18 protein-coding genes and 1 other annotated feature are annotated in these 21,003 nt (G+C 53.6%); of the genes, 5 read left to right on the forward strand and 13 right to left on the reverse strand.

What is annotated here, in order from left to right:
• Nucleotides 1–89: 89 nt before the first annotated feature.
• A complete protein-coding gene (locus FHS18_RS10405; RefSeq protein WP_183599764.1) occupies nt 90–527 on the reverse strand; it encodes a rhodanese-like domain-containing protein in 438 nt (145 codons plus the stop codon).
• Nucleotides 528–750: 223 nt separating this feature from the next.
• Here FHS18_RS10405 and FHS18_RS10410 point away from each other — a divergent pair, with 223 nt between their 5' ends.
• Genes FHS18_RS10410 through FHS18_RS10420 form a run of 3 tightly spaced genes read left to right on the forward strand, consistent with a single transcriptional unit; the run spans nt 751 to nt 4,234 of the window.
• On the forward strand, nt 751–2,073 hold the full coding sequence (locus tag FHS18_RS10410; RefSeq protein ID WP_183599766.1) for a spore germination protein: 1,323 nt from the start codon (nt 751–753) through the stop codon (nt 2,071–2,073).
• 5 nt (nt 2,074–2,078) lie between these two features.
• Nucleotides 2,079–3,158, forward strand: coding sequence for a GerAB/ArcD/ProY family transporter (locus FHS18_RS10415; RefSeq protein WP_183599768.1), 1,080 nt, complete (start codon nt 2,079–2,081; stop codon nt 3,156–3,158).
• Complete coding sequence (locus FHS18_RS10420) at nt 3,155–4,234, forward strand: Ger(x)C family spore germination protein (protein ID WP_183599770.1); 1,080 nt, start codon at nt 3,155–3,157, stop codon at nt 4,232–4,234. The genes FHS18_RS10415 and FHS18_RS10420 overlap by 4 nt, the downstream gene beginning before the upstream one ends.
• A 53-nt stretch (nt 4,235–4,287) precedes the next feature.
• Here the strand turns inward: FHS18_RS10420 and FHS18_RS10425 are convergent, their stop codons facing one another.
• Both FHS18_RS10425 and FHS18_RS10430 read right to left on the reverse strand, forming a co-directional pair.
• On the reverse strand, nt 4,288–5,163 hold the full coding sequence (locus FHS18_RS10425) for a LysR family transcriptional regulator (RefSeq protein WP_183599772.1): 876 nt from the start codon (nt 5,161–5,163) through the stop codon (nt 4,288–4,290).
• Nucleotides 5,164–5,178: 15 nt separating this feature from the next.
• Complete coding sequence (locus FHS18_RS10430) at nt 5,179–6,741, reverse strand: glutamate--tRNA ligase (protein ID WP_221401276.1); 1,563 nt, start codon at nt 6,739–6,741, stop codon at nt 5,179–5,181.
• Nucleotides 6,742–6,914: 173 nt separating this feature from the next.
• Nucleotides 6,915–7,149: a binding site (T-box leader), on the reverse strand.
• Nucleotides 7,150–7,320: 171 nt separating this feature from the next.
• Here FHS18_RS10430 and FHS18_RS10435 point away from each other — a divergent pair.
• Nucleotides 7,321–8,010, forward strand: coding sequence for a 4'-phosphopantetheinyl transferase family protein (locus FHS18_RS10435; protein ID WP_183599774.1), 690 nt, complete (start codon nt 7,321–7,323; stop codon nt 8,008–8,010).
• A gap of 291 nt (nt 8,011–8,301) precedes the next feature.
• Nucleotides 8,302–10,041 carry a fibronectin type III domain-containing protein gene (locus tag FHS18_RS10440; RefSeq protein ID WP_183599776.1) on the forward strand — a complete coding sequence of 580 codons (1,740 nt, stop codon included), beginning with the start codon at nt 8,302–8,304 and terminating at the stop codon, nt 10,039–10,041.
• Nucleotides 10,042–10,944: 903 nt separating this feature from the next.
• Here the strand turns inward: FHS18_RS10440 and FHS18_RS35365 are convergent.
• The 10 genes from FHS18_RS35365 to FHS18_RS10490 all read right to left on the reverse strand — a co-directional run bounded on the left by FHS18_RS35365 (nt 10,945) and on the right by FHS18_RS10490 (nt 20,897).
• Nucleotides 10,945–11,256, reverse strand: a complete 312-nt coding sequence (locus tag FHS18_RS35365; protein WP_409348545.1) for an AAA family ATPase — start codon at nt 11,254–11,256, stop codon at nt 10,945–10,947.
• 194 nt (nt 11,257–11,450) lie between these two features.
• Nucleotides 11,451–13,019, reverse strand: a complete 1,569-nt coding sequence (locus tag FHS18_RS10450; RefSeq protein WP_183599778.1) for a DNA-binding protein — start codon at nt 13,017–13,019, stop codon at nt 11,451–11,453.
• Nucleotides 13,020–13,234: 215 nt separating this feature from the next.
• Nucleotides 13,235–13,648, reverse strand: a complete 414-nt coding sequence (locus FHS18_RS10455) for a YhfM domain-containing protein (protein ID WP_183599780.1) — start codon at nt 13,646–13,648, stop codon at nt 13,235–13,237.
• A gap of 50 nt (nt 13,649–13,698) precedes the next feature.
• A complete protein-coding gene (gene ftsW, locus FHS18_RS10460; protein WP_183599782.1) occupies nt 13,699–14,904 on the reverse strand; it encodes a putative lipid II flippase FtsW in 1,206 nt (401 codons plus the stop codon).
• Nucleotides 14,905–14,947: 43 nt separating this feature from the next.
• Nucleotides 14,948–15,475 (reverse strand): GNAT family N-acetyltransferase, encoded by a 528-nt coding sequence (locus tag FHS18_RS10465; protein WP_183599784.1) that lies wholly within the window; start codon nt 15,473–15,475, stop codon nt 14,948–14,950.
• Nucleotides 15,476–15,550: 75 nt separating this feature from the next.
• Nucleotides 15,551–16,354, reverse strand: coding sequence for an inositol monophosphatase family protein (locus FHS18_RS10470; protein ID WP_183599786.1), 804 nt, complete (start codon nt 16,352–16,354; stop codon nt 15,551–15,553).
• 163 nt (nt 16,355–16,517) lie between these two features.
• A complete protein-coding gene (locus tag FHS18_RS10475; protein ID WP_183599788.1) occupies nt 16,518–17,042 on the reverse strand; it encodes a DinB family protein in 525 nt (174 codons plus the stop codon).
• 152 nt (nt 17,043–17,194) lie between these two features.
• Entirely contained in the window at nt 17,195–18,109 is a 915-nt protein-coding gene (locus tag FHS18_RS10480; protein ID WP_183599790.1) for a carbohydrate ABC transporter permease, read from the reverse strand.
• Nucleotides 18,110–18,130: 21 nt separating this feature from the next.
• Nucleotides 18,131–18,988, reverse strand: coding sequence for an ABC transporter permease (locus FHS18_RS10485; protein ID WP_246427605.1), 858 nt, complete (start codon nt 18,986–18,988; stop codon nt 18,131–18,133).
• A gap of 247 nt (nt 18,989–19,235) precedes the next feature.
• Nucleotides 19,236–20,897 (reverse strand): type 2 periplasmic-binding domain-containing protein, encoded by a 1,662-nt coding sequence (locus FHS18_RS10490; RefSeq protein ID WP_183599795.1) that lies wholly within the window; start codon nt 20,895–20,897, stop codon nt 19,236–19,238.
• Nucleotides 20,898–21,003 lie beyond the last annotated feature (106 nt).

Genomic DNA, 21,003 nt, shown 5'->3' on the forward strand with positions numbered 1-21,003 from the left:
TTCCCAGAAAAATAAGCCGGACAAAGCGTCAGCTCTGCCCGGCCTCATCACAGTCGAGGTTATAGGAAGTTCAACTTGGCTCAGTTCCCCTATCCGACAAGAGGAGCTTCATTCACCTTGGCGCCTTCCACGTCATAGCCTTCGCGGCGCCAATACTCGATCCCGCCGAGCATCTCCTTCACTTGGAAGCCAAGCGCGGACAGCTTGGCGGACGCTTTGGTCGCTCCGTTACAAGCAGGTCCCCAGCAATAAGCGACAATCATTTTATCTTTAGGCCATGAAGCCGTCACGAGCGCATCGATCTGGTTAGCCGGCAGGTTAATCGCGCCTGTAATATGGCACTCTTCATAAGCTTTGGCGCTCCTTACATCCACCAATACGAAATTGTCGGTACCGTGCTGGCGGTCGTTGTTCACGTCAGAGGCGTCCGTCTCCATGGCCAACTTAAGCATGTAGAAGCGGTGTATATCCCCCGGCGCGGCAGGTGGCGTCTCCAGGACGAGCGAGCGTTGTATCTTTTGTTCCATTACGATTTCCTCCTTATGGATGCCTGTCATCTTGCTGCACTCAATGTAACATAGGGACAGTTCACGGAGTTATCGATCGTTTTCTATCGGAATCATCAATGTTTTTGATACTTCCATGTTACTGAGCCAACAATGTCCGGACAAAACGGTCAGAATCTCGAATAATTCAGGCAGCTTAATGGAAAAATTGAGTAAACCCATACGATAGGAAGTTGTGACCCTAATGCCGCTGCTGCACGAATTGAAGCTTCGATTCGCCTCAGATGACGATATCTTTTTTCAGCCTGATCATATTCTGCATATCCCCGTCGTGTTCATCGGCCTGACTTCCCTGCTCGACCTCATCCAGACCAAAGAAAGGCTGACGAAGGATGCGTTCGCGAAACAGGGACTGGCGGCAGATGATGCCGGCTTACTGCGTCAACTCGGGGAATCGATCGATACGGGGGATCTTCGGTCCGCCGTCACGTCCCTGCTCAGCGGAAAAATGATTGTCTTCCATAAACCGTCGGAAACTTTTATCGCCGTAGAAGCCGCATCGAAGCCATTGACCCGATCGGTCGAAGAGCCGTCGGACGAAAGCGTCATTCATGGGCCGAGAAGCGCCTTTAACGAAGATATCGATACCAATCTTGGCATGGTGAAGAGGCAGTTGAACTCGGATAAGCTTGCCGTCAAAAGCTATGCCGTAGGCGCCAATTCCCGCACGCGGATCAATCTTCTCTATCTTGAGAATCAGGTGGAACCCGCATTGCTAACCGCCATTATCGGCCGGTTCGAATCGAATAAGGAGCTCGACGTATGTAATCTTCAGCAGCTTAGCCGTATGCTGGGCTTACCTTCTTGGGCAGCCATCTCCCCTTACATCCGGACGGAGCTCCCGCAGGATACGGTTCATTACTTGATGCGCGGGAAGGCCGTTCTACTGCTAGACCGGTTCCCCTGCGCCTTGGTGCTGCCGAACGATCTGTGGAGCATGCTGGCGGTTCAGAACGATCTCAACTACCCGCGATTGTTCACGTTGTCGTTCCGGTTGCTCCGGCTAGCCGGCGTACTCTGCCATATTCTTGCGCCAGGTTTATATGTGGCGGTCGTATCCGTGAATCCGGAGATCCTGCGCATCGAGATGGCGCTGACCGTAGCCCAGAGCCGCCTCGGCGTCCCTTACCCGGCGTTAGTGGAGACCTTAATCTTGCTCTTCGTGCTCGAGATGGTCATGGAAGCGAGCGTGCGCCTGCCCAAGAGCATCGGGCCGACTATTACGATGGTCGGGGGCATCATTCTCGGTCAAGCGGTCGTCTCGGCTAAGCTCGTAAGCAATCTGCTTATTATCATCCTTGCCGCCGCCACGATCGCCAACTTCACCATCAGCGGATTCGTCAATTCGATCTCCATCCGATTATTCAAGTATGTCATTCTGCTCTTGGCGGCTTTCTACGGCATTCTGGGTCTGTTATCCGGAATGGTGCTGGTGTGCGCCTATGTGTCGAGCGTAACGACTTTCGGCATTCCTTATGCTCAGCTTGCCAGAAAATCACGAGGATGATCGCGATGGACAAAACGTTACAGGTTATCGTCATGTGCATCGTCACCCATCTGGGGCTCATGTTCTTTTTGTTCCCGTCAGACGTAATGGAGACGGTCGACGTCGGACATTGGCTCCCTATTCTGGTCGGCTATTTGCTGCATTTTGCCTTTGTTGCCTTGTATACGAAGGGACTGGCCTATTATGACCGGCACGATCTCATCGACATCTTCCTGACAGGCGGCCGAACGATAGCGGTTCTTCTTCTGCTGCCGCTCGCGGTCTATTTCATCATGGTCAATATCATTACGGTCCGGGCCTATTCCGAAATCATCACGATCGTGTTCTTGTCCAACACGCCGTTGTGGGCGATTATGGCCTTGCTGCTCACGATTCCGACGTACATCGCCATGACGGGCATTGAATCCATTTTTCGCACGGGAATGCTGCTGGCCATCTTGTTCCTGCCGATCGTCTTGTTCGTGATCTGCGTGTCGTTCCACAACACGGACTGGCATTACCTGTTCCCGCTCCTGGAGAGGGACTCCTTCAACTTCATAACCGAGCGTCCTTTCCTGAAAAGCCTGTTCATCTTCACCGGCAGCTTCTTGTTCCTTGGCTTCGTCAGGCCGACCGTAACCTACAACAGAAGAAGGATTCTGATCGCTAGCTGGATCCTGCTGCCGCTCGTCCTGCTCTCCGTCTACATCCCCTTGCTCACCTTCGGCCAGGATACGGCTTCCATGCTGCAGTTCCCGTTCATTCTGGCCGTCGATACGATCGATATCACATGGCTTATGTTTGACCGGATCACCGGCTTCTTCCTGCTGGGGATGGTCACCTTCGTCATGTTGTTCGTCGGGCTGGTCATGTGGGCGACGAATCGGCTTATCCACCGCTGCATGCCACGGGTCCGTCCGGAATGGATTACCCTCATGCTCGGGATGGTCATATTCGCCGCCAGCCTGTTCGTCCGAGACTGGGGATCCGTTCATCGGTTATTCTGGTGGAATTCGATATTCCGGATCTATGCCTTTTCGGTGATCCCCCTTGCCACCTATCTATTCGGCGTCATGAAGGCCAGGAAGCTGCAGGTGTCTCCATGATCAAGGTTATGCGAAGACTGTGCCGCATCCTATTGCTTCTGGCGGCGGTTCCGCTGCTGCATGGCTGCTGGGACAATAAAGATATTAATCATCGGTCGCTTCCGCTAGTGATGGGGATTGCCAAGCAGCAAGACAAATATCGGATCTACTTGCAAATTCCGAGCAGCGATCCGCAGAATCCGCAAATGAAAGTCGTCGCCGAGAGCGGCCGCACCGTTACGGAAGCCGTCGACCGGATCAGCATGAATATGGAGAGCCAAGTGGATCTGTTGCACCTGAAGGTGATCCTGGTCGAGAAGCATTTCGCGCAGGAAGGGATGGCAGATATCATTGAAGGTTTTATTCGCGCCCGCGATATATCACCGAAAGCCAAGCTCGTGATTTGCAACGAGAGTCTGGAGCGTTTTTTCGAGAACATGAAAACCGCCATCGCCGGCAACCAGACCATCCTGTGCGATTTCTTCGATAAGAACGCCGGTTGGAATCCCTCCATCGCGCAGACGCATATCTGGGAAACGTTCCGCAGTATTCATTCTTACACGCGGGATGTCATCGCGCCGATCATCCAGACAGGCAAAGACACCATCATCGAGAACGTCGGCTCAGCCATCATCAAGAACGGGAAGATGGTCGATCGGATCAATCCGAACGAAACGCTGCTCTACTATGCGTTCAAAGGAGCGAGCACGCAAGGGAAGATCGAGGTGCTCGATCATGCCAGCGTCCTGATCGTGAACAACACCGTGTCGCATCACGGCAAGATCGTGAATAGCAAACCTCTCCTGCGAAGCACGATCCGTCTGAAAGTGTCCGTTCTGGAGACAAGGGGCGATCCGACGATGGCCTCGATTCGGCAGGAGCTCGAGGAGATAGAGGCGAAGCGCTTCGCCAAGCTGTTCAAGAAGATGCAGCTCAAGGAAGCGGATATCCTCGGGGTCGGCCAATACTTCCGAACGGACCTGTCCCGCAGCGAGCTCTCCCATTGGAGGAGCGTGTATTTGCCCAAGGCGGAGCTGCAGCTCACGATTAAGGCCATCATCCAGAACAACGGGAACCTTAAGACGACTGGCATGTAGACGCAGAAAAAGCATCGGACCGACCTTACGTACAAGGTCGGTCCGATGCTTCTTTATGTGGCCCCGGTAATCAGCTGCCGGAAGCCCTGAAGGGCATGGGACCTCCATTTCTTCTTCGCCACGATCAGCTGCGTATAGAAGCGGCAAGCCGGGTCGTTGAACTTGGCTGCGGCAAGTTTTCCCTGGGCAAGCTCGGATTGAACGACGATCCTCGGTAATAGCGCAATGCCGAGTCCGTAGATGACGCTTTGCTTGATCGCCTCCAGATTGCCGAATTCATAGGTCAGCATGTAGTTGATCTGCTGCCGTTTCAGTTCGCGGAGCAGCATCGCCCGATACGTGCAGCCATCCTCGGTTAGAATGAGCGATTCTTCGGCGAGTTCCTCCACCGTCACTTCCTCCATCCCGCTGATGCGATGGCCGGGCGGCGCAATGATGATCAACTCTTCTTCCCGAATCCGGATCACATCCAACTCCGGATCGTCGAAAGCCGTATCGAGGATGATCCCGACGTCGAGCGCACCATCCTTGACCGCTTCGATGATAGCAGGCTCGTTCCCTGGCTGAATGAGTACCTTCATGTCCGGAAATAGTTGCCGATACCGCTGGATATACGGCGGCAAATAATACGCGGCCATCGTCTCGATCGTACCGATCGACAGCGTCCCTTTCGACTGCGAGGCGACCGCTTCCCTGGACTCGTCGTGCAGCTTGATGATGTCATTCGCGTAATGGAGCAGGGCTTCTCCCGCAACCGTCAGCCTCATCCGTCGCCCGAACCGCTCGACGAGCACGGCTCCGTACGCGTCCTCCAGCTTCTGAATCTGCGTGGTGACGCTGGATTGGGCATAACCGAGCTGTTCCGCAGCCCGTGTGAAGCTACCAGATTTGGCTACTTCGCGGAATGTCCTTAAGTAAGTAAGCTCCATCTTGTTGTCTCCTCTCTAGAATGCCGCCAGCCTGCGCGCTATCCGCTCTCTTCCCATAATCTGCAGCATATCGTACAGGTCTGGCGTATGAACCTTCCCGGTCAGCGCAACCCGCAGTACGGCCGCGACATCCCCGACATGGCCGCGATAGGCGTCCGGCTGTTTCTTATACTGCTTCATCTCGGCCGCATATCCGCGCGCGGCTGCTAGCGCCTTGATTTTGCCGAACCAGGTGTCCCGATCATCTGCAGCGTCGAAGTCATGCAGGAAGTCGTGCACAAGCGCTCTAGCTTCAGCCGCCGGAACATGCGCCGGAAGCAACTCTGCCATTGCCGTAGTCGGCACGAACAGCTCATCGAACAAGTACCCGTAACCAGGCTTGAAATCCGACCACGTCTTCACGTCCTTGCGCGGCTTGCCGCTGGCGCGGCCCAAATTCAGAATGCTTATCGCATAGTTGTCCTGCTCCGCGAGCAGGGATGCCAACGGTTGGTCATACTGCGCGGCCCAAGCGGTCAGCTGGTCTAACGCTTCCCTGGCCTCCATGCGAGCAATGACGTCCTTGCTGATGTCGTTTAGCTTATTCAGATCGAATAATGCTCCGCTGACGCTCATTTTGCGAATATCGATCGGGAAGCTGCTGTAAAGCTCGTTCGGCTGCGCAATTCGCCACCCGTCGAAGCCGGCGTTGATCAAAGTCATGAAATATTCGCGTATCGCCTCGCTCGGATAGCCGGCCAGCTGATAGTAGCTAGCCGCCGCATCCGGGTCCTTGCGCTTGCTGAATTTGCGCTTCGATTGGCCGTCCATTTTCATGATCGGGGCGATATGGCCATACGCCGGCTTCGGAAATCCAAGCACTTCGAACAGCTGATGGTGAATCGGCACGGAAGATAGCCATTCGTCTCCGCGGATAACATGCGTCGTGCCCATCAGATAGTCGTCGATGACGTGGGCAAAATGGTATGTCGGGATCCCGTCGGACTTCATGATGACGACATCCTGCTCGTTCTCCGGCATATGGATCTCGCCCTTAACCAAGTCGGTATACGCGCATTGCCTTCCAGCTTGGCCCGGCGATTGGAAGCGGATCACATAGGGTCTGCCTTGATCAAGCGCTTCGTTCACTTGGTCAAGCGGCATCCGACGATGAATCGCCCACTTCCCGTAGTAGCCGGTGTTCACGCCTTGCTCCTGCTGCCGATCCCGAATCCGCTGCAGTTCCTCGGCGTCGCAGAAACAGGGATAAGCAAGCCCTCTTGCAACCAGATCTTTAATGAACGTCTGATAGATCGCTACCCGCTTGCTTTGCGTGTAAGGACCGTAAGCGCCAATCTCTTCCTCAGGCGAGGAGGGACCTTCGTCGATGACGATTCCGAATTCGCGCATCGTGCGCAGCATATCCGCAAGGCTGCCCTCCACCTCGCGTTTCTTATCGGTATCCTCGATGCGCAGGTAGAATACGCCGCCGCTCTGATGCGCCAGCCGTTCGGAGATAAAGGTCGCATACAAGGAGCCGATCGTCACGAATCCCGTCGGGCTTGGCGCGAAACGCGTGACGCAAGCGCCGCTCTGCAAGCTGCGCTCTGCAAGCTGCGCGGCGGATATTGATGAACCAGCTCATCGGGCGTGCTCGTAATGCGGGGGAACAATCTGTCAGCTAGCTCAATCCAATCTTTCATACTTCCTCATCCTCTCTCGTCGTAATGGGGCCATGCATCACTTGGAATACAAAAAAACCTTTCGTCCTCCAAAAGGACGAAAGGTTAACTTCCGTGGTACCACCTTCATTGATTGCCGCAGCAATCCGCTTGTGAGCGCCGCGTTCGGCGCTTCCTCGTTAACGGGAGAACCCGGCAGATGTACTCGAACCTTTCCATCTGCTGCTCCAAGGCTTCCTTCATGAATCCCCGCTGCCCATGTTCCACCTTCATGAGCTCTCTGGAAGCGGGGTTGTTCATTACTCTTCCTTCTCATCGCACCTGTCATCTTTAATTGAGGAAGATGTTAGCACGAATAGCTGGAGCGCGTCAAATTTCTTTTTGCACGCGATGGGAAGGCCCCTACCATCCCAGACTCTTCCTTCCTGCCTGGAATTGCCCTAGAATGAGAGATATTACACGACGCGTACGAATTATTGGAAGAGGTGAAATCACCATGATTGAAATTATAGTCATCCCCCCCGCCTCGTTATCGACGGCTGATGACGCTGCTTGGGTTGAGCTTATCCTCGACGAACAAGAGCGCCGCACCTATTATGCCTATAGGCCTGAGCAGAAGCGGCGGGAATTTCTTGCCGGCCGCATGCTGATCAAGCTCACATTAAGCAACAAGTATAGCGTCTCTCCTCGCAGCATCGAGCTTATTAAGGGACGTTACGGGAAGCCTTCGTATCCGGGCGCGTGGCAGTTCAACCTCTCTCATTCGCAAGGCATGGTCGCCTGCGCTTTCGCCCGCGATCGGGCCGTCGGCCTGGATATCGAATCTATGGATCCTGCCAATCTTCAGCTTGCCGGCCATATCTGCACCGGGGATGAGTTGAATCTCATACGCCGCAACCCGGAGCGGGAAGTACGCACATTCTATGAGCTATGGACACGCAAGGAGGCTGTCATTAAGGCGGCCGGCACCGGTTTCACGCGAGAGCCCAATCAGATCGAAGTGCCGCTTCAGCCCGTGAGCTGCGCGATGAACGGCTGGACGTACTCCGAACCGACCGAGATCTGGCCCTCCGTGCTCATGTCCTGCGTAGCGGAACAGCAAGATCATGGCGAACCGGAGATATCCGTTTTTACGATGGAGTGGGAACAATTGCAAGCAGATTTGAGGCTAGCCATAGGAAATTGACGCATTGACGAACAAGCGCAACTGGTACATGCGTATTCGTTTCTCGCCTAGTCCCGGTTGTGACTTGTCGGCGTGCGCGCTGGAATCCAAACGAAATTCTCCCTCGATCATACGATTTTCCACTGGAGCGCCGCCGCGAATTGATCAACAATTAAGAAAGGGACAGCATCAACCCGCCCAATAAAGAGAATGATCTGGAGGTGAATAATACCTGCCCCGCTTCGACGAACAGTTGCATACCCGATGGAACGGCACATGCTTCATTCCAGTTTTGTAGAGGAGGTATTCGTTATGAAACAACCTGCCAACCGCAACAGGAAGGTACATAAGGTCATCGCGCTCCTACTCATCGCGGCACTGCTCATCACCCTCATCCCCTCATTAGTCTCCGCAGCCGACAGGGGCGCTTGGACCCCCAACACGGCTTACGCCACCAACGATACCGTCACTTACAGCGGCCAAACGTACCAATGTCTGCAAGGCCATACGTCGCTCACCGGCTGGGAGCCGCCTAATGTTCCTGCGCTGTGGAAAGCGGTAAGCGGCAGCCCTGCCGACACGGCCGCTCCATCTGCTCCGACGAATCTGCGCGTAACCGCCACGACTTCGACCAGCATCGCGATCGCCTGGAATGCCTCGACCGACAATGTGGCCGTCACCGGCTATGATGTTTACCGCGGCGCCACCTTGCTTACGACCGTATCCGGATCTACGCTTGCTTATACGAATACCGGACTTACTGCCTCTACTTCCTACTCGTATTCTATCAAAGCCAAAGACGCCGCCGGCAATGTTTCTGCAGCCAGCAGCACCTTAACAGCCTCCACTTCCGCCGCTACCGGCGATACGCAAGTGCCAACGACTCCGACGAATCTGGCTTTAACTGGTAAAACATCGTCCAGCGTCTCCCTCTCCTGGAGCGGATCGACGGACAATGTCGCCGTTACCGGTTATGTCGTCTACAACGGTTCGGCCGTTGCGGCTAATGTAACGACCACATCCGCGACAGTTACAGGTCTTGCAGCCAGTACCGCTTATTCCTTCACGGTCAAAGCCAAAGACGCCGCCGGCAATCTGTCTGCCGCAAGCGCGGCGCTGAGCGTCACCACATCGGCGACTACTGGCAGCGGCACGCTGCCGAAGCATACGCTGACCGGTTACTGGCAGAATTTCGTCAACGGCGCGACGAATCTGAAGCTGAGCGCAGTGCCGAACCAATACGATATCATCGTCGTGTCCTTCGCCGAGATGGATGCAGCCAATCCGGGCGGCGTGACGTTCGGCGTCGACTCTTCGCTTTCCACCGCGCTCGGCGGCTATACGAACGCGAATCTGATCAGCGATATCGCCGCGAAGAAGGCGCTCGGCAAGAAGGTCATCCTCTCCATCGGCGGCGAAAAGGGCAATATCAACCTGAATGCCGCTTCGCCGAACGTAACGAACTTCGTTAACAGCATGTACGGCCTCATTACGCAATTCGGTTTCGACGGCATCGACATCGACCTGGAGAACGGCATGAATGTCGCCAACCTGACGACCGCGGTTCGCCAGCTGCAGCAGAAGGTCGGTTCGAGCTTCATCTTGACGATGGCTCCGCAGACGATCGATATGCAGAATGAGAATACCTCCTACATGCAGCTGTATAAAAACTTGAAAGACATTACATCGGTCATTAACGTGCAATACTACAATTCCGGCTGTATGCTCGGCCGCGACGGCAAATGCTATTCCCAAGGCACGATCGACTTCCTGACTGCCCTGACGGATCTGACGCTGCAATGGGTTGCGCCATCCCAGCTCGGCATCGGCGTTCCCGCGACTACGTCCGCTGCAGGCGGCGGTTATGTCAGCCCTACGGTCGTGAACAATTCGCTCGGCTGCCTGGCTTCGGGCACGAACTGCGGCTCTTACAAACCGGTTGCCAAATATCCGGATATTCGCGGCGCGATGACCTGGTCCATCAACTGGGATGGTTCGAGCAACTTTGCGTTAGCGAATACGGTGAAGCCGTTCCTGGCGGCGCTGCCGTAAGGGGGTACCCCTTAGAACCCATTTTTCTTAAAGGATCACACCATTATTTCGCCTCCCCCTTCCCCCTCCGCCGAGGGGAACCAGAGGGCCACGGCCCTACTGGATACCCGTAAGGGACGAGATACGTCACGCGGCCGTCTTCGATCTGTCCTTTCGAACGTGACTCGCTTTTGTCCGATAAATATGCTGCATGCCGGTTGGCATGCGGCATTTTTTATAACGGACAAAGCTTAACTTCGAGCTTCGTTCGCGGCTTTGATGCCTCGGGAGGAGACCTGTTACGTTCATGCAAATTTCCATAGTACGAGATGACTTTCACTTGACGTCCACTTTCGTGGACACGCTTCACGTTTTAGATAAGAAAATTAAATCATTAAACAAAAAATAGCGGCTTCCCTTGACGGAAGCCGCTATAAGCATTGTATCTCTATGATTTCGCCATATGCTACAACGCTTGATTCATACAATACGAACTTATTGCCAATATAGACTAAAGATCGAGGCGCCTGAACTGGGAAGAGGAACGAGAATTCGCAAATTGAAGTATGATCATCGATCCAAGATACTGGCTTTAATACAAGACTCCATCCTTCATTCGACGGACTGCATTCAAAAAACGCTGCAGTGGAGTAAGAATCTCGGGGCAGTTTCTTTTTACCTCCCGTTTCCGGCGTTAACCAACTGATTTTTGCAAGTATTCTCTGCGAAGCGATATGTATACCCTCCAGAAACGCCTCCGCTTCCTTCCTCGACCTGAGCACGATTATCTTCTTGTCCGCTGGCAGCTTGCTTAATTTCTCCTTAATCGTCGGCCTTTGTTTAGCAGGGAATTCCCACACGAACTTTAAGAAGGACAGATCCAACCGTTCGTTGCAGCCGATCGCCATATCCGAGCGGCGCTCGTTACGATATTGCGCGATACGTTTCAGGACTTGGAATAGACATACCCACCTCGGAAGATCGAGGAGCACGATCGTGTCTGCGGCTTGCAAGCGTACGTCCAGCGTGCTTTTGTAATGGCCGTCGATAATCCATCGTTCCCGAGCGACGAGTTCCTGTTGAATGGCGATGTTCCTCCCTTGCGGTCATCACCCAGCCCGGCTTCCACATCAGCGCATCCAGATGGTACACCTCTAACGCTAATTTCTCACCTAGCTTGCGGGCAAGCGTCGACTTACCGGATCCCGGCGACCCAATCAGTATGATCTTGTTCATCGATTCATCCTCCGGCGGAAAATGTACACAGGATGATTACTATACCGCAAGCTCGCTTAGATCGTAAACCCCTAATTTGGAAAACTTAGGAGGGTAAAAAAATCAGCGGCCGACTTGGACCCGATAGCTTGTCCAAGCGCAGCCGCTGAATAATTGCGCGCGTACTTACTCCATTCTAGCTTACTCCATTTAGCTTACTCCACCGCTACGTTCGCGATCGTTACGCTTTCCGTATACTTCGCTGTGCTGTTCAGGCGAAGCCGCATGCTGGCCGCACCGGTAATGCTTGGATTAATCTTCACCGTCACTATTTTGGAAGCCTTACCGGTGGAATCCGCAGTCAACGAGAAAGTTGCGCTGTAGCCATACGCGGAAGGCCAGGTGCCGTCGCTGTTCTTGACCTTCGCCACCTGCGTGCCGGAGCTGGTGTAGATCCCCAGGCTATAGCCGCTTGTCGTCGAATTCGCGGTCAGTCCCGTAACGACAACTTCTACCGGGAACTCGTATTGGTTCGGCAATATGGATTGATGATTGAAGGCAAAGCCGGACGATGGGTTGGTTGTCGACAAAGTTACGCCGTAGGAGCCAGCCTTAAATGTTGTTGGATCCCACCATTTGTAACCTGCCGCAGGCGTTGCCCATGGCTCGGCTGCAGGCTCTGTGGAATTGGCCGGCGTCTCCCAGCTATACAGCGCCGTTGCCGTATCCAAGGTCAGACCTGATACTTGCGAGAGGCTCGTGTAGCTTTCTTTTGTAGACAGCCAATTAATCATGTTCACCAGCAGTTTCGCATCATTGACTTCTTTGTAACCGTCATAAGTCGTTTTCGTGCCGCCTGTTTCTTCCCGTTTGTATTTCGGCGAAACATCCTCTACGGGCGATGAATCGCCGATGAAGCCTGCTTTGCCAAGACCCACCTTCGATACGGCTACGTACGCACCCTCCGCTACGCCCCCGCCATTGTATACGCCTTGATCCACTGCGCTTGACCATTTGGCCGTCGTGGATGGCAGATAGACAATGCCTTTGGCCTTGCTCGGATTCGTGATCGCAATCGTTGAGCCTGCATGCATGGCTACGCTGCTAACGCCGCTAGTAATATTGAATGCTTGCGCCGGTGCAACGATATTCGTTGCGTTCACGTCACCGATCGCATTATAGCGGAACCGAACCCCGAAATTGGTCGCGAGCCAATCCGAGCTAGTCACGCCGGACATCGCTGCCGAAGCTGCTTCTTCCGTGCTCATTCCTTTGGCCGGATTCGTCCAGGCGCCGCGGCGATACCCATTGAACACCTCCGAAGCGTCCCAGCGGTTCTTATTCCGATCCGCATTGTAATGGTCGCTGATGAAGAAGATGCTTCCGCCATTCTGCACGTATTGCAGCATCGCGGCTTGCTCGGAGGATTTGTACGGAATATTGGCTTCCGGGATGACGAATACATCATATCCGCTCAAGTCCGATAACGTGATGGCCGTGCTCTTGCGTAGCTCTTTCACGTAATAGCCTGCGCTCGCGAGTCCGTTGCCAAAATCCGAAAAGCCCCCATCGATGACCCAGTCCGCTGCGCCTGCCGTCTGACCATGCGTATTGTCGAACAGAACCTTCTTCCCATTGGCCGAGCTTGGCGTGATACTTGGAGCCGGATCTGCCGGACCTTCTGCTTGAATATGCTGGAACGGCACTAACAGGGCGGCTGCCAGCGTTGCGGCGATCGTAACGCTTGTCCACGTTTTACGCAGACCGAGGTAACGCAAAGTCATTAATGATTCCTCCACTCATCCTCTAAATTCCCCTCTTTTTCAAGGGTCTCTATTATATTAGTACATAAATTGTAATAGATTTGATTAGATTTATTGAATATTCTGTAAATTAGGCTGACATGCAATTCACATAATCTTCAATTCATAAAAAAGCAAGCTCTTGTCAAATGCTCAAGACAAGAACTTGGTTCTATTTATTTCACGCTATGCAATTCCTATTCGGCTCCGCCCATCGCTTGCTGAATGATCTTCAGCAGCTCGCGCGCCCTGGATTCGCCGATCCTATAAATCGTTCCGCTATCCGGCAGTTTCATCAACGTTCCCGTGCGGTATTGCTCGCTTACCCATAGATAATAGTCTTTCTTGCCAAGCGTAAACCGGTAATTCGGATCGGCGATATCGACTTGCCCCGGTTGCTTGTCGGCATATCGAACCGCATAAGTGAAGGCTTGAACCGAAGCTTGGTCGTGGATAACCCGCTCCGAATCCGGTATAGCTTCACCGAACTTCGCCATGCGAACGATGACCACCTGGTCATAAGGTATCCTTAACGCGAAGTAAGCAACGGCCGCCAGCACAACAATGACCGATAAGCCGGTTATCAGGATGAATCGCGATCGCAATTTCATCGCCCGCCTCCTTCACCTCAACACTCGCAACATTCTATGCCATGAAGCGCTTAATAAGCCCGATTGATCCGCGGTACGCGTTCAGCCGGTTGGGTCGTCTTCTTGGTGCGAGTCGTTTTCTTGGTCTCCTTCACCTCTTTGTCCCGATCTCTGGAGATGCTGAGCAGGATGCCGAGACTGAACATGGTGATGAGCAAAGACGTACCCCCGTAGCTAATGAGGGGAAGCGTGACGCCCGTGATCGGCATTAGTCCGACAACGCCGCCGATATTGATCACCGCCTGGACGGCGATCAAGCTAGAGATGCCGATGCCGAGCAGCATGCCGAAGTTACTCTTGCTGCGCAGCGACACTTGAATGCCTCGTAAGATGAACGCAAAGTAAACGAGAAGGAATACCGTAATTCCGACGAAACCGAATTCTTCGCCGACGACGGCAAGAATGAAGTCGTTATACGAGAAAGGGAGCACGATCTTCTGAACGCCATCGCCGAAGCCGGTGCCGAAGACGCCGCCATGACCGAGCGCGTAATATGAGTTGAGAAGCTGATAACCCGTATTCGTCGGATCGCCCAACGGGTTCAAGAATGCAGTGAAACGCGATGACCGGTAACCGCCTTGTCCGCCTAAGAAATACATGGCAATGGCGACGGCGCCGATCACACCGATCCCGCCGAGCGTAATGACATGTTTGAAGCTTGCCCCGCCGACGAAAATGATGATCGCCGAAGCAAGCAGCAGAATGAGACAAGCGCCAAGATCCGGCTGCTTGTAGATCAGGAACGTGTAGAATGCGATCACGAGCAGGACAGGCAATAAGCCGACCTTGAAATTAAGGAACTTCTCTTCCTTCTTGCTGATAATATTGGCCAGATAGATCAGTACGACAATCTTAGCGAATTCCGTAGGTTGGAAACTCATCGGACCAAGATTGATCCAGCTTTGAGCGCCGTTGATCGTTGACCCGATGAACAGTACCAGTACAAGGAAGGTAATCGATAAGAGCATCAAAGGCACGATCATTTTGCGGAAGAAATGGTAATTCATCTTCATGGCCGTGAACATGACGGCAACGCCCGCGAGGATCCAGGTCATCTGCTTCTTGAAGAAGTAGAGCGAATCATAATTGTATCTGCTGTCCATAATGGTTACCTTGGAGCTCGCGCTATAGATCATAAGCAAACCGAAGAATACGAGCACGAGCGTCAGCGTAAAGAGCAGAAAGTCGGGACGCCCTTTCGTTTTCAAATCAACCACCTCATCATAGCGAATTGCGGCTTACGACTGGCTTGCAATCCGCTTATTGATATTCCTTCTTGAGAATCGAATGCAGATAGGAGTCGTGCCACTTGCCCTTCGCCCACAGATGCTCGCGAAGATGGCCTTCATAGGTCATCCCTAGCCGCTTCATTACATTAGCCGAGGCGGTATTCGCCGGGCGGCAGGTCGCATAGATCCGATTCAAATCAAGCGTATCGAAACCGAAGGCCAACAGCGCGCTCGCCGCTTCGGATGCAAAGCCGTTCCCCCAGTATTGCGGGTTAAAGCAATAGCCGATCTCGCCTTGATGAGGAGCCGCAATATGAAGTCCGCACCCGCCGATCAGCGTATTCGTCGCTTTCAGGACGACCGCGAGTTCGAAGGCTTTACGCGGTGACTCGGACTGTTGATCCGCCATTAGCTCCAAATAGCCGCGCGTGTCTGCTTCCGTATTCGGTCCCCAGAGCATATGCACGGCCACGGCCGGATCCGACGCATAGACATGGACGTGTTGCCAGTCTTCCATCACGAAATCCCGCAGCAGCAGCCGTTCGGTCTCCAACATCATCGCAATGCCCCCCATCTGTTGTTAATCTCGCTTTGCTAATCATTTAACGAGTTGAGGAGAGGCAAAGTTCTCTCCTCAACCTTCCGCCACCCCCTGTCGGACAATCTCCACGAATGCTTCCGCGTGCTCCGGATGGCAAGCAATGATGTACGGCTCCGGGCTCATGCCTTCGAACGGCTCACCTTGGAAGTCGAGGATGACGGCGCCTGCTTCGCGAGCCATCAGGAGTCCTGCGTACAGATCGTCGCCCTCGGAATTGTACAATACCATGCCGTCCAGATCGCCGCGGGCGAGCATGCACCATTGGATGGAAGGCGCCCACAACCGCAGGACGCGCTTGAATGATTGGTCCAGCCTATGCTTGAGCGCCATAGCCCCGGATTCCTTCTGCACCTGATGGCCTTGAATCCAGCCAGCGGTCATTTTGCGAAGGGTCGAACCTTTCCTCATCGACAACGGTACGCCGTTACAGGTTGCTCCGTTGCCCTTCTCCGCTACGTACAAGTTGTCCAGATGCGATTCATAGACAACGCCGAGCACGGGCTCCTTCCGATAAATCAACGTCACCGATACGCCATAGACAGGCAGCCCAATCGCGTAATTGTTCGTACCGTCCAGCGGATCGACAAGCCACAGCCAGTCTCCTTCATCGCCGGTCCACCCCGTCTCTTCGCTGCGGATCTGGTGGTCCGGGAATCGGGACAGGATCGCTTGCAGAATAATCGCTTCCGCCTTATGATCGACGATCGTAACCAAGTCGCCGAACTCATCCTTCTCGACAATCTCTTTCTCTTGGTCAAAATATTGCTTGGCCAGCTGGCCGGCTTGCTTGACTGCGTCTATTGCGACCTCTCTTGCGGCGGATAATATCGCTTCCAATACGTTCACCTCTGGTACGAGTATGGGTTCGTTCCTCGAAATGCGTCTATGTACATTTCTTCATCTTTGTCGAAAACCCTTTTGAATTCCAATAAACGGGTCATTTCTCCTCTTGAAACATAAAAAAGACCGCCGTTCGTCGGAACAGCGGTCAGGTGAATGCTTATCTATTGTTCAAAAACGAGTCAATCCGTTTCTTCTGTCTGAGATGATGCTTCACATGCATGAGGATATGGTAGTACCACTCTCGCGCATTAATATAGCCAAAATAAGGATGTTCGATCTTGCGGTCCGGCGATGCCCCCATCACGATCGGCAGCGCTTGCTCCATCTGCTGTTCGAGAACGTTCATTTTCTTGATCAGTTCTTCTCGGCTCGACGGCGGATAAGCCGTTCCTTCCGCAGAAGGCGGAACTTTCGCTTTGATGGGCGGGATGCCGCCGATGAAGTACACCACTTTGCCGGCGAATGTTTTCTTAAGCGCATGGTTCTCGGGCACTTCCAGGCATGCCAAGAGCGACTTCATCTGGAGATATCCCGTCTCGATGACGTGCGTGTACATTTCGCCCAGCGACCAGGACGCGGCAGATGGCTTACGGTTGAAATCTTCCCACGTATACTTCTTCATCTCTTCCATATAATGCTGGGACAGACACTGGAATTGCTTCAAAATCATCTCAGGATGCATGTACCGATTCTCCTCTTTGCCAATGAAAGTGCGCTTGTGCCAAGACTTCATACTAGCAAGTTCATCCGCAACTTTCAAGAGGATCTAGCAGCAATCGCAAGAAGGCCAGGGATTCCCCCTGACCTTGATTGACTTCCACCGCGGATGAATGCTTACCCTTTCACCGAACCGATCATGACGCCTTTTTCGAAATATTTCTGGATGAACGGATACACGACCAGGATCGGCAGCGTCGAGACGATGATGACGCCGTATTTGATCTGATCCGCGTAACGCTGCGCATAACCGCCGGAAGCGCCTGCGGATGATCCGCCCGATCCCGCGCCGCCGGAGAATACCTGGTTCGAGAGCAGGATATCGCGCAGCACGATCTGTAACGGTTGAAGATGGTTGTCGCGCACATAGACGAGCGCCGTGAAGAAGTCATTCCAATGGGCGACCAGATAATAGAGGCCGACGACGGAGATAATCGCCTTGGACAAGGGCATCACGATGCTCCAGAAGAAGCGGAAATGGCTGCAGCCGTCGATCGATGCCGCCTCGTACAGCTCCTTCGGAATGGAATTATCGAAGAACGTGCGCGTAATGATCAAGTTGAAGACGTTCACGCAGAACGGGAAGATGAACACCCACATCGTATTCGTCATATGGAGACCTTTGATGAGCAGGTAGGTCGGAATCAGACCGCCGTTGAAGAACATCGTGATGACAAAAGCGAACATGATAAACCTTCTCGCCCTGAATTCGGGCCGCGAGAGCGCATAGGCAGCCGGCACCGTGAATAGCAGGTTCACGAAGGTGCCGAGGAACGTATACAGAATCGTATTGCCGTATCCCGTCCAGATCCGGGAGTCGTTCAGGATTTCTTTGTACCCGAACAAGCTGAAGCCGCGCGGGAACAGGGTCACCTTCCCCGTCGACACCAAGGTCGAGTCGCTGACCGAGGCGATAATAACGAAATAGAGCGGATACGCGACGATCAGAAAAGCGAACAAACATAAAACGATAATGACCGCATCGAATAAAAGATCATTCCAGGATTTATGCTTAACGCGGATTGCGTCCATCTTTTTCACCCCCTTATCGGCCTACCACAGGCTCGTGTTGGATACTCTCTTCGAGATCGCATTGGTCGCGAAGAGGAATATAAAGTTGATGACCGTGTTGAACAGACCGATCGCCGACGAGTAGCTGATCTGATTCGAGATGATGCCGATCTTGTACACATACGTCGCAATAACCTCGGACACCGGCAGGTTCAGCGTGTTCTGCATGAGGAAGATTTTCTCGAATCCGGTCCCGAGCACATTGCCCATCGTCAAAATAAACAAGATGATGATCGTAGGCACAAGCGCCGGAAGATCAATATGTTTGATCGTCTGCCATCGGCTCGCGCCGTCGATTTTGGATGAATCATACAACTGCGGATCGACGCTGGACAAGGCCGCCAGGAAGATAATGCTGTTCCAGCCGCAATGCTGCCAGATATCAGAGAGCACATAGACAGGCACGAACGTATTCACGTCGGCCAGCAGGTTAATGTCCTCGAAGCCAAGCGAAGCCATAATATAGCCGCCGATTCCCGTATTCGGCGACAACAGCACGTTCAGCAAGCCGACCATGACGACGATCGAGATAAAATGGGGCAAATAAACGGTCGTCTGCAGCACTTTCTTGGCCCGCTTCCAGCGCAATTGGTTGATAACCAGCGCCAGAATGATCGGAGCCGGGAATCCGATCAGGATCGTAGCCAGACTGACCGTGACCGTATTCTTCAGAATATCGACGAACATGTAGTTGTCGATGAATTGCTTGAAGTAAAACAAGCCTCGCCATTCGCCGCCGGTCAATCCCTTGGCGAAATCATAATCCCGGAAGGCCAGCTGAATGCCGTACATCGGCACATAATTGAACAAGGCGATGACAATAATCGCCGGCAGCACCATCACCCACAGCTGATAGTCGCGCGTAAATGTATTGAACACCGTTTGCTTGCGGGCGAGCGCAAGCTCAGGACGCTTGCCGGTTCCGCTAGCGGATCGCGTAGACATTCGTTTCACTCCTTTTAAGTGCAAGTTCAACAAGCCGACAATTCAGCACCAAGAAGGTTGCGAAAAGGCGAAGAAGGAGGGATGCCATGCCTGCTATGGAGAGCAGATCCAGCATCCCCGCTTGCTTCCCTTCGCTTGTTCGTTACTTCGTGCTAGCCTTGTAGTCGTCATAATACTTCTGCATAATTTCAAGATTCTGCGGAAGGCCCGTCTTCGTCGCGTTCTTCACATAGCCATCCCATTCTTTGTCGATGCCGCCCTTGGTGACCCACTGCGAGAATTTGGCCATCGCCAGGTTCATCAGGTTCGTATTGTTGAGGCCCATCGTGCTGTTATCCGCAGCGCTGTATTTGATGAACATGCTTGGAAGCACGTCATTCTCTTTGTCGATCGCGTCAACCGTCGGCATCAGCGGTTCCGTTTGCTTGCCGACCGATTGCATATCCGAGCCAAGCGTCAGGTTGAGCGAATCCGAGATGTACATCGGTCCGTTATCCGCCCAAGTGGACGTCCATTTCCACGTCCCCGGATCCATTGCGGCATCCGTCGGCGGCAACACAGCGTAGCTGCCGTCGCCGTTGTCCTTAATGTTCGTGCCGAGGGAACCGAACAGCACTTGCATGCTCACATTCGGATCGTACAGCTCGTTGATGAAGCGCATCGCGGCTGATTTGTCTTTCGTCTTGGCGGACATCGTTACCATATTCACGCCGTAATTAAGCGTATCGTAGTCGTAATCCCACGATACTTGGGCCGTCGAATCTGCGGACGATTTCAGCGGCGACATCGACGCGTACTGCGGAGCGAGCGTGTTGCCGAAGCGGTCCGTAACTTCCCAGCCCCATGTGAAGCCGACCTTCGCTTTGTCCCCGGTACCGCGGGCAACGGACTGGAACTTCGTGTAGTCTTGCGTGAATACTTCCTTGCTGATCAGCCCAGCCTCGAAGCACTTGTTCAAGAAGGAGACCAGATTCTTGTACCGCTCGTCGACGAAGAAGTTCTTCACTTGGCCGTCTTCGAGGAAGTAGCCTTGCCCGCTGCTGTTCGTCAGCGTAATGCCCTCGGAACCGAGCAGCACGGTCGGATGGAAGAAGCCGAAGCCCCCTGTGCCCACTGGCGCAAAATCCATCGGGATCTCGTCGTTCGCGTCGCCGTCGCCATTCGCGTCTTTCTCCTTGAAGGCTAGCAGCACGTCGTACAGCTCATCCCAGTTCGTCGGCATCGCAAGCCCAAGGTTGTCGAGCCATTGTTGGTTGATGTACTGCCTGGTTACGGTCGCCGGCCAGAAGCGCTGATATTTCGGCAGACCGAAGATTTTGCCGTCCGTCTGGGAAGCGATGACCTTCGTCTCCGGCTTCTCTTCGAACATCTTCCGCACATTCGGCGCATCGCTTGCGATCAGTTCGCTCATATCTTGGAATAGTCCCTGGAATTGCGCATAATCCGCATCCGTAATCGCGTTCGGCCCGATGATAAGGTCAGGCACGTCGCCGCCTGCCAGCAGCGCCCCTTTCTTCTGATCCCAGTCCGCCGTTACTTCCTGCCATTGGATATCGACGCCGGCACGTTCTTCTGCCTGCTGCAGCCATTCCATCTTGGCCAGCTCCTGCGTAAGCGGGTGCTTCGTAATGAGGGCCGTTAATTTGACCACTTCACCACTAGGCTGGCTGGTGTTCGTGGTCGTGTTCGTGGTTGAATTCGTCCCCGTATTGCCTTCAGGCGTGTTCCCATTGTTGCTGCTGCAGCCGGCCAGAGCTGCGGCGGAGAGACTAGCGGCCAGAGCCAGCGTTAACGCTTTTTTCATTGGTCAATCCCCTTTTTTTAAGGTAATGTGATCGCTTCCAATCCACGTCATTCCGTGCTATGCCGGTCGATCATGCTGTGCGTTTATTCGGATGAGTCTGTTGTCT

The sequence above is a fragment of the Paenibacillus phyllosphaerae genome, from assembly GCF_014192105.1.
Lineage (GTDB): Bacteria > Bacillota > Bacilli > Paenibacillales > Paenibacillaceae > Paenibacillus_Z > Paenibacillus_Z phyllosphaerae.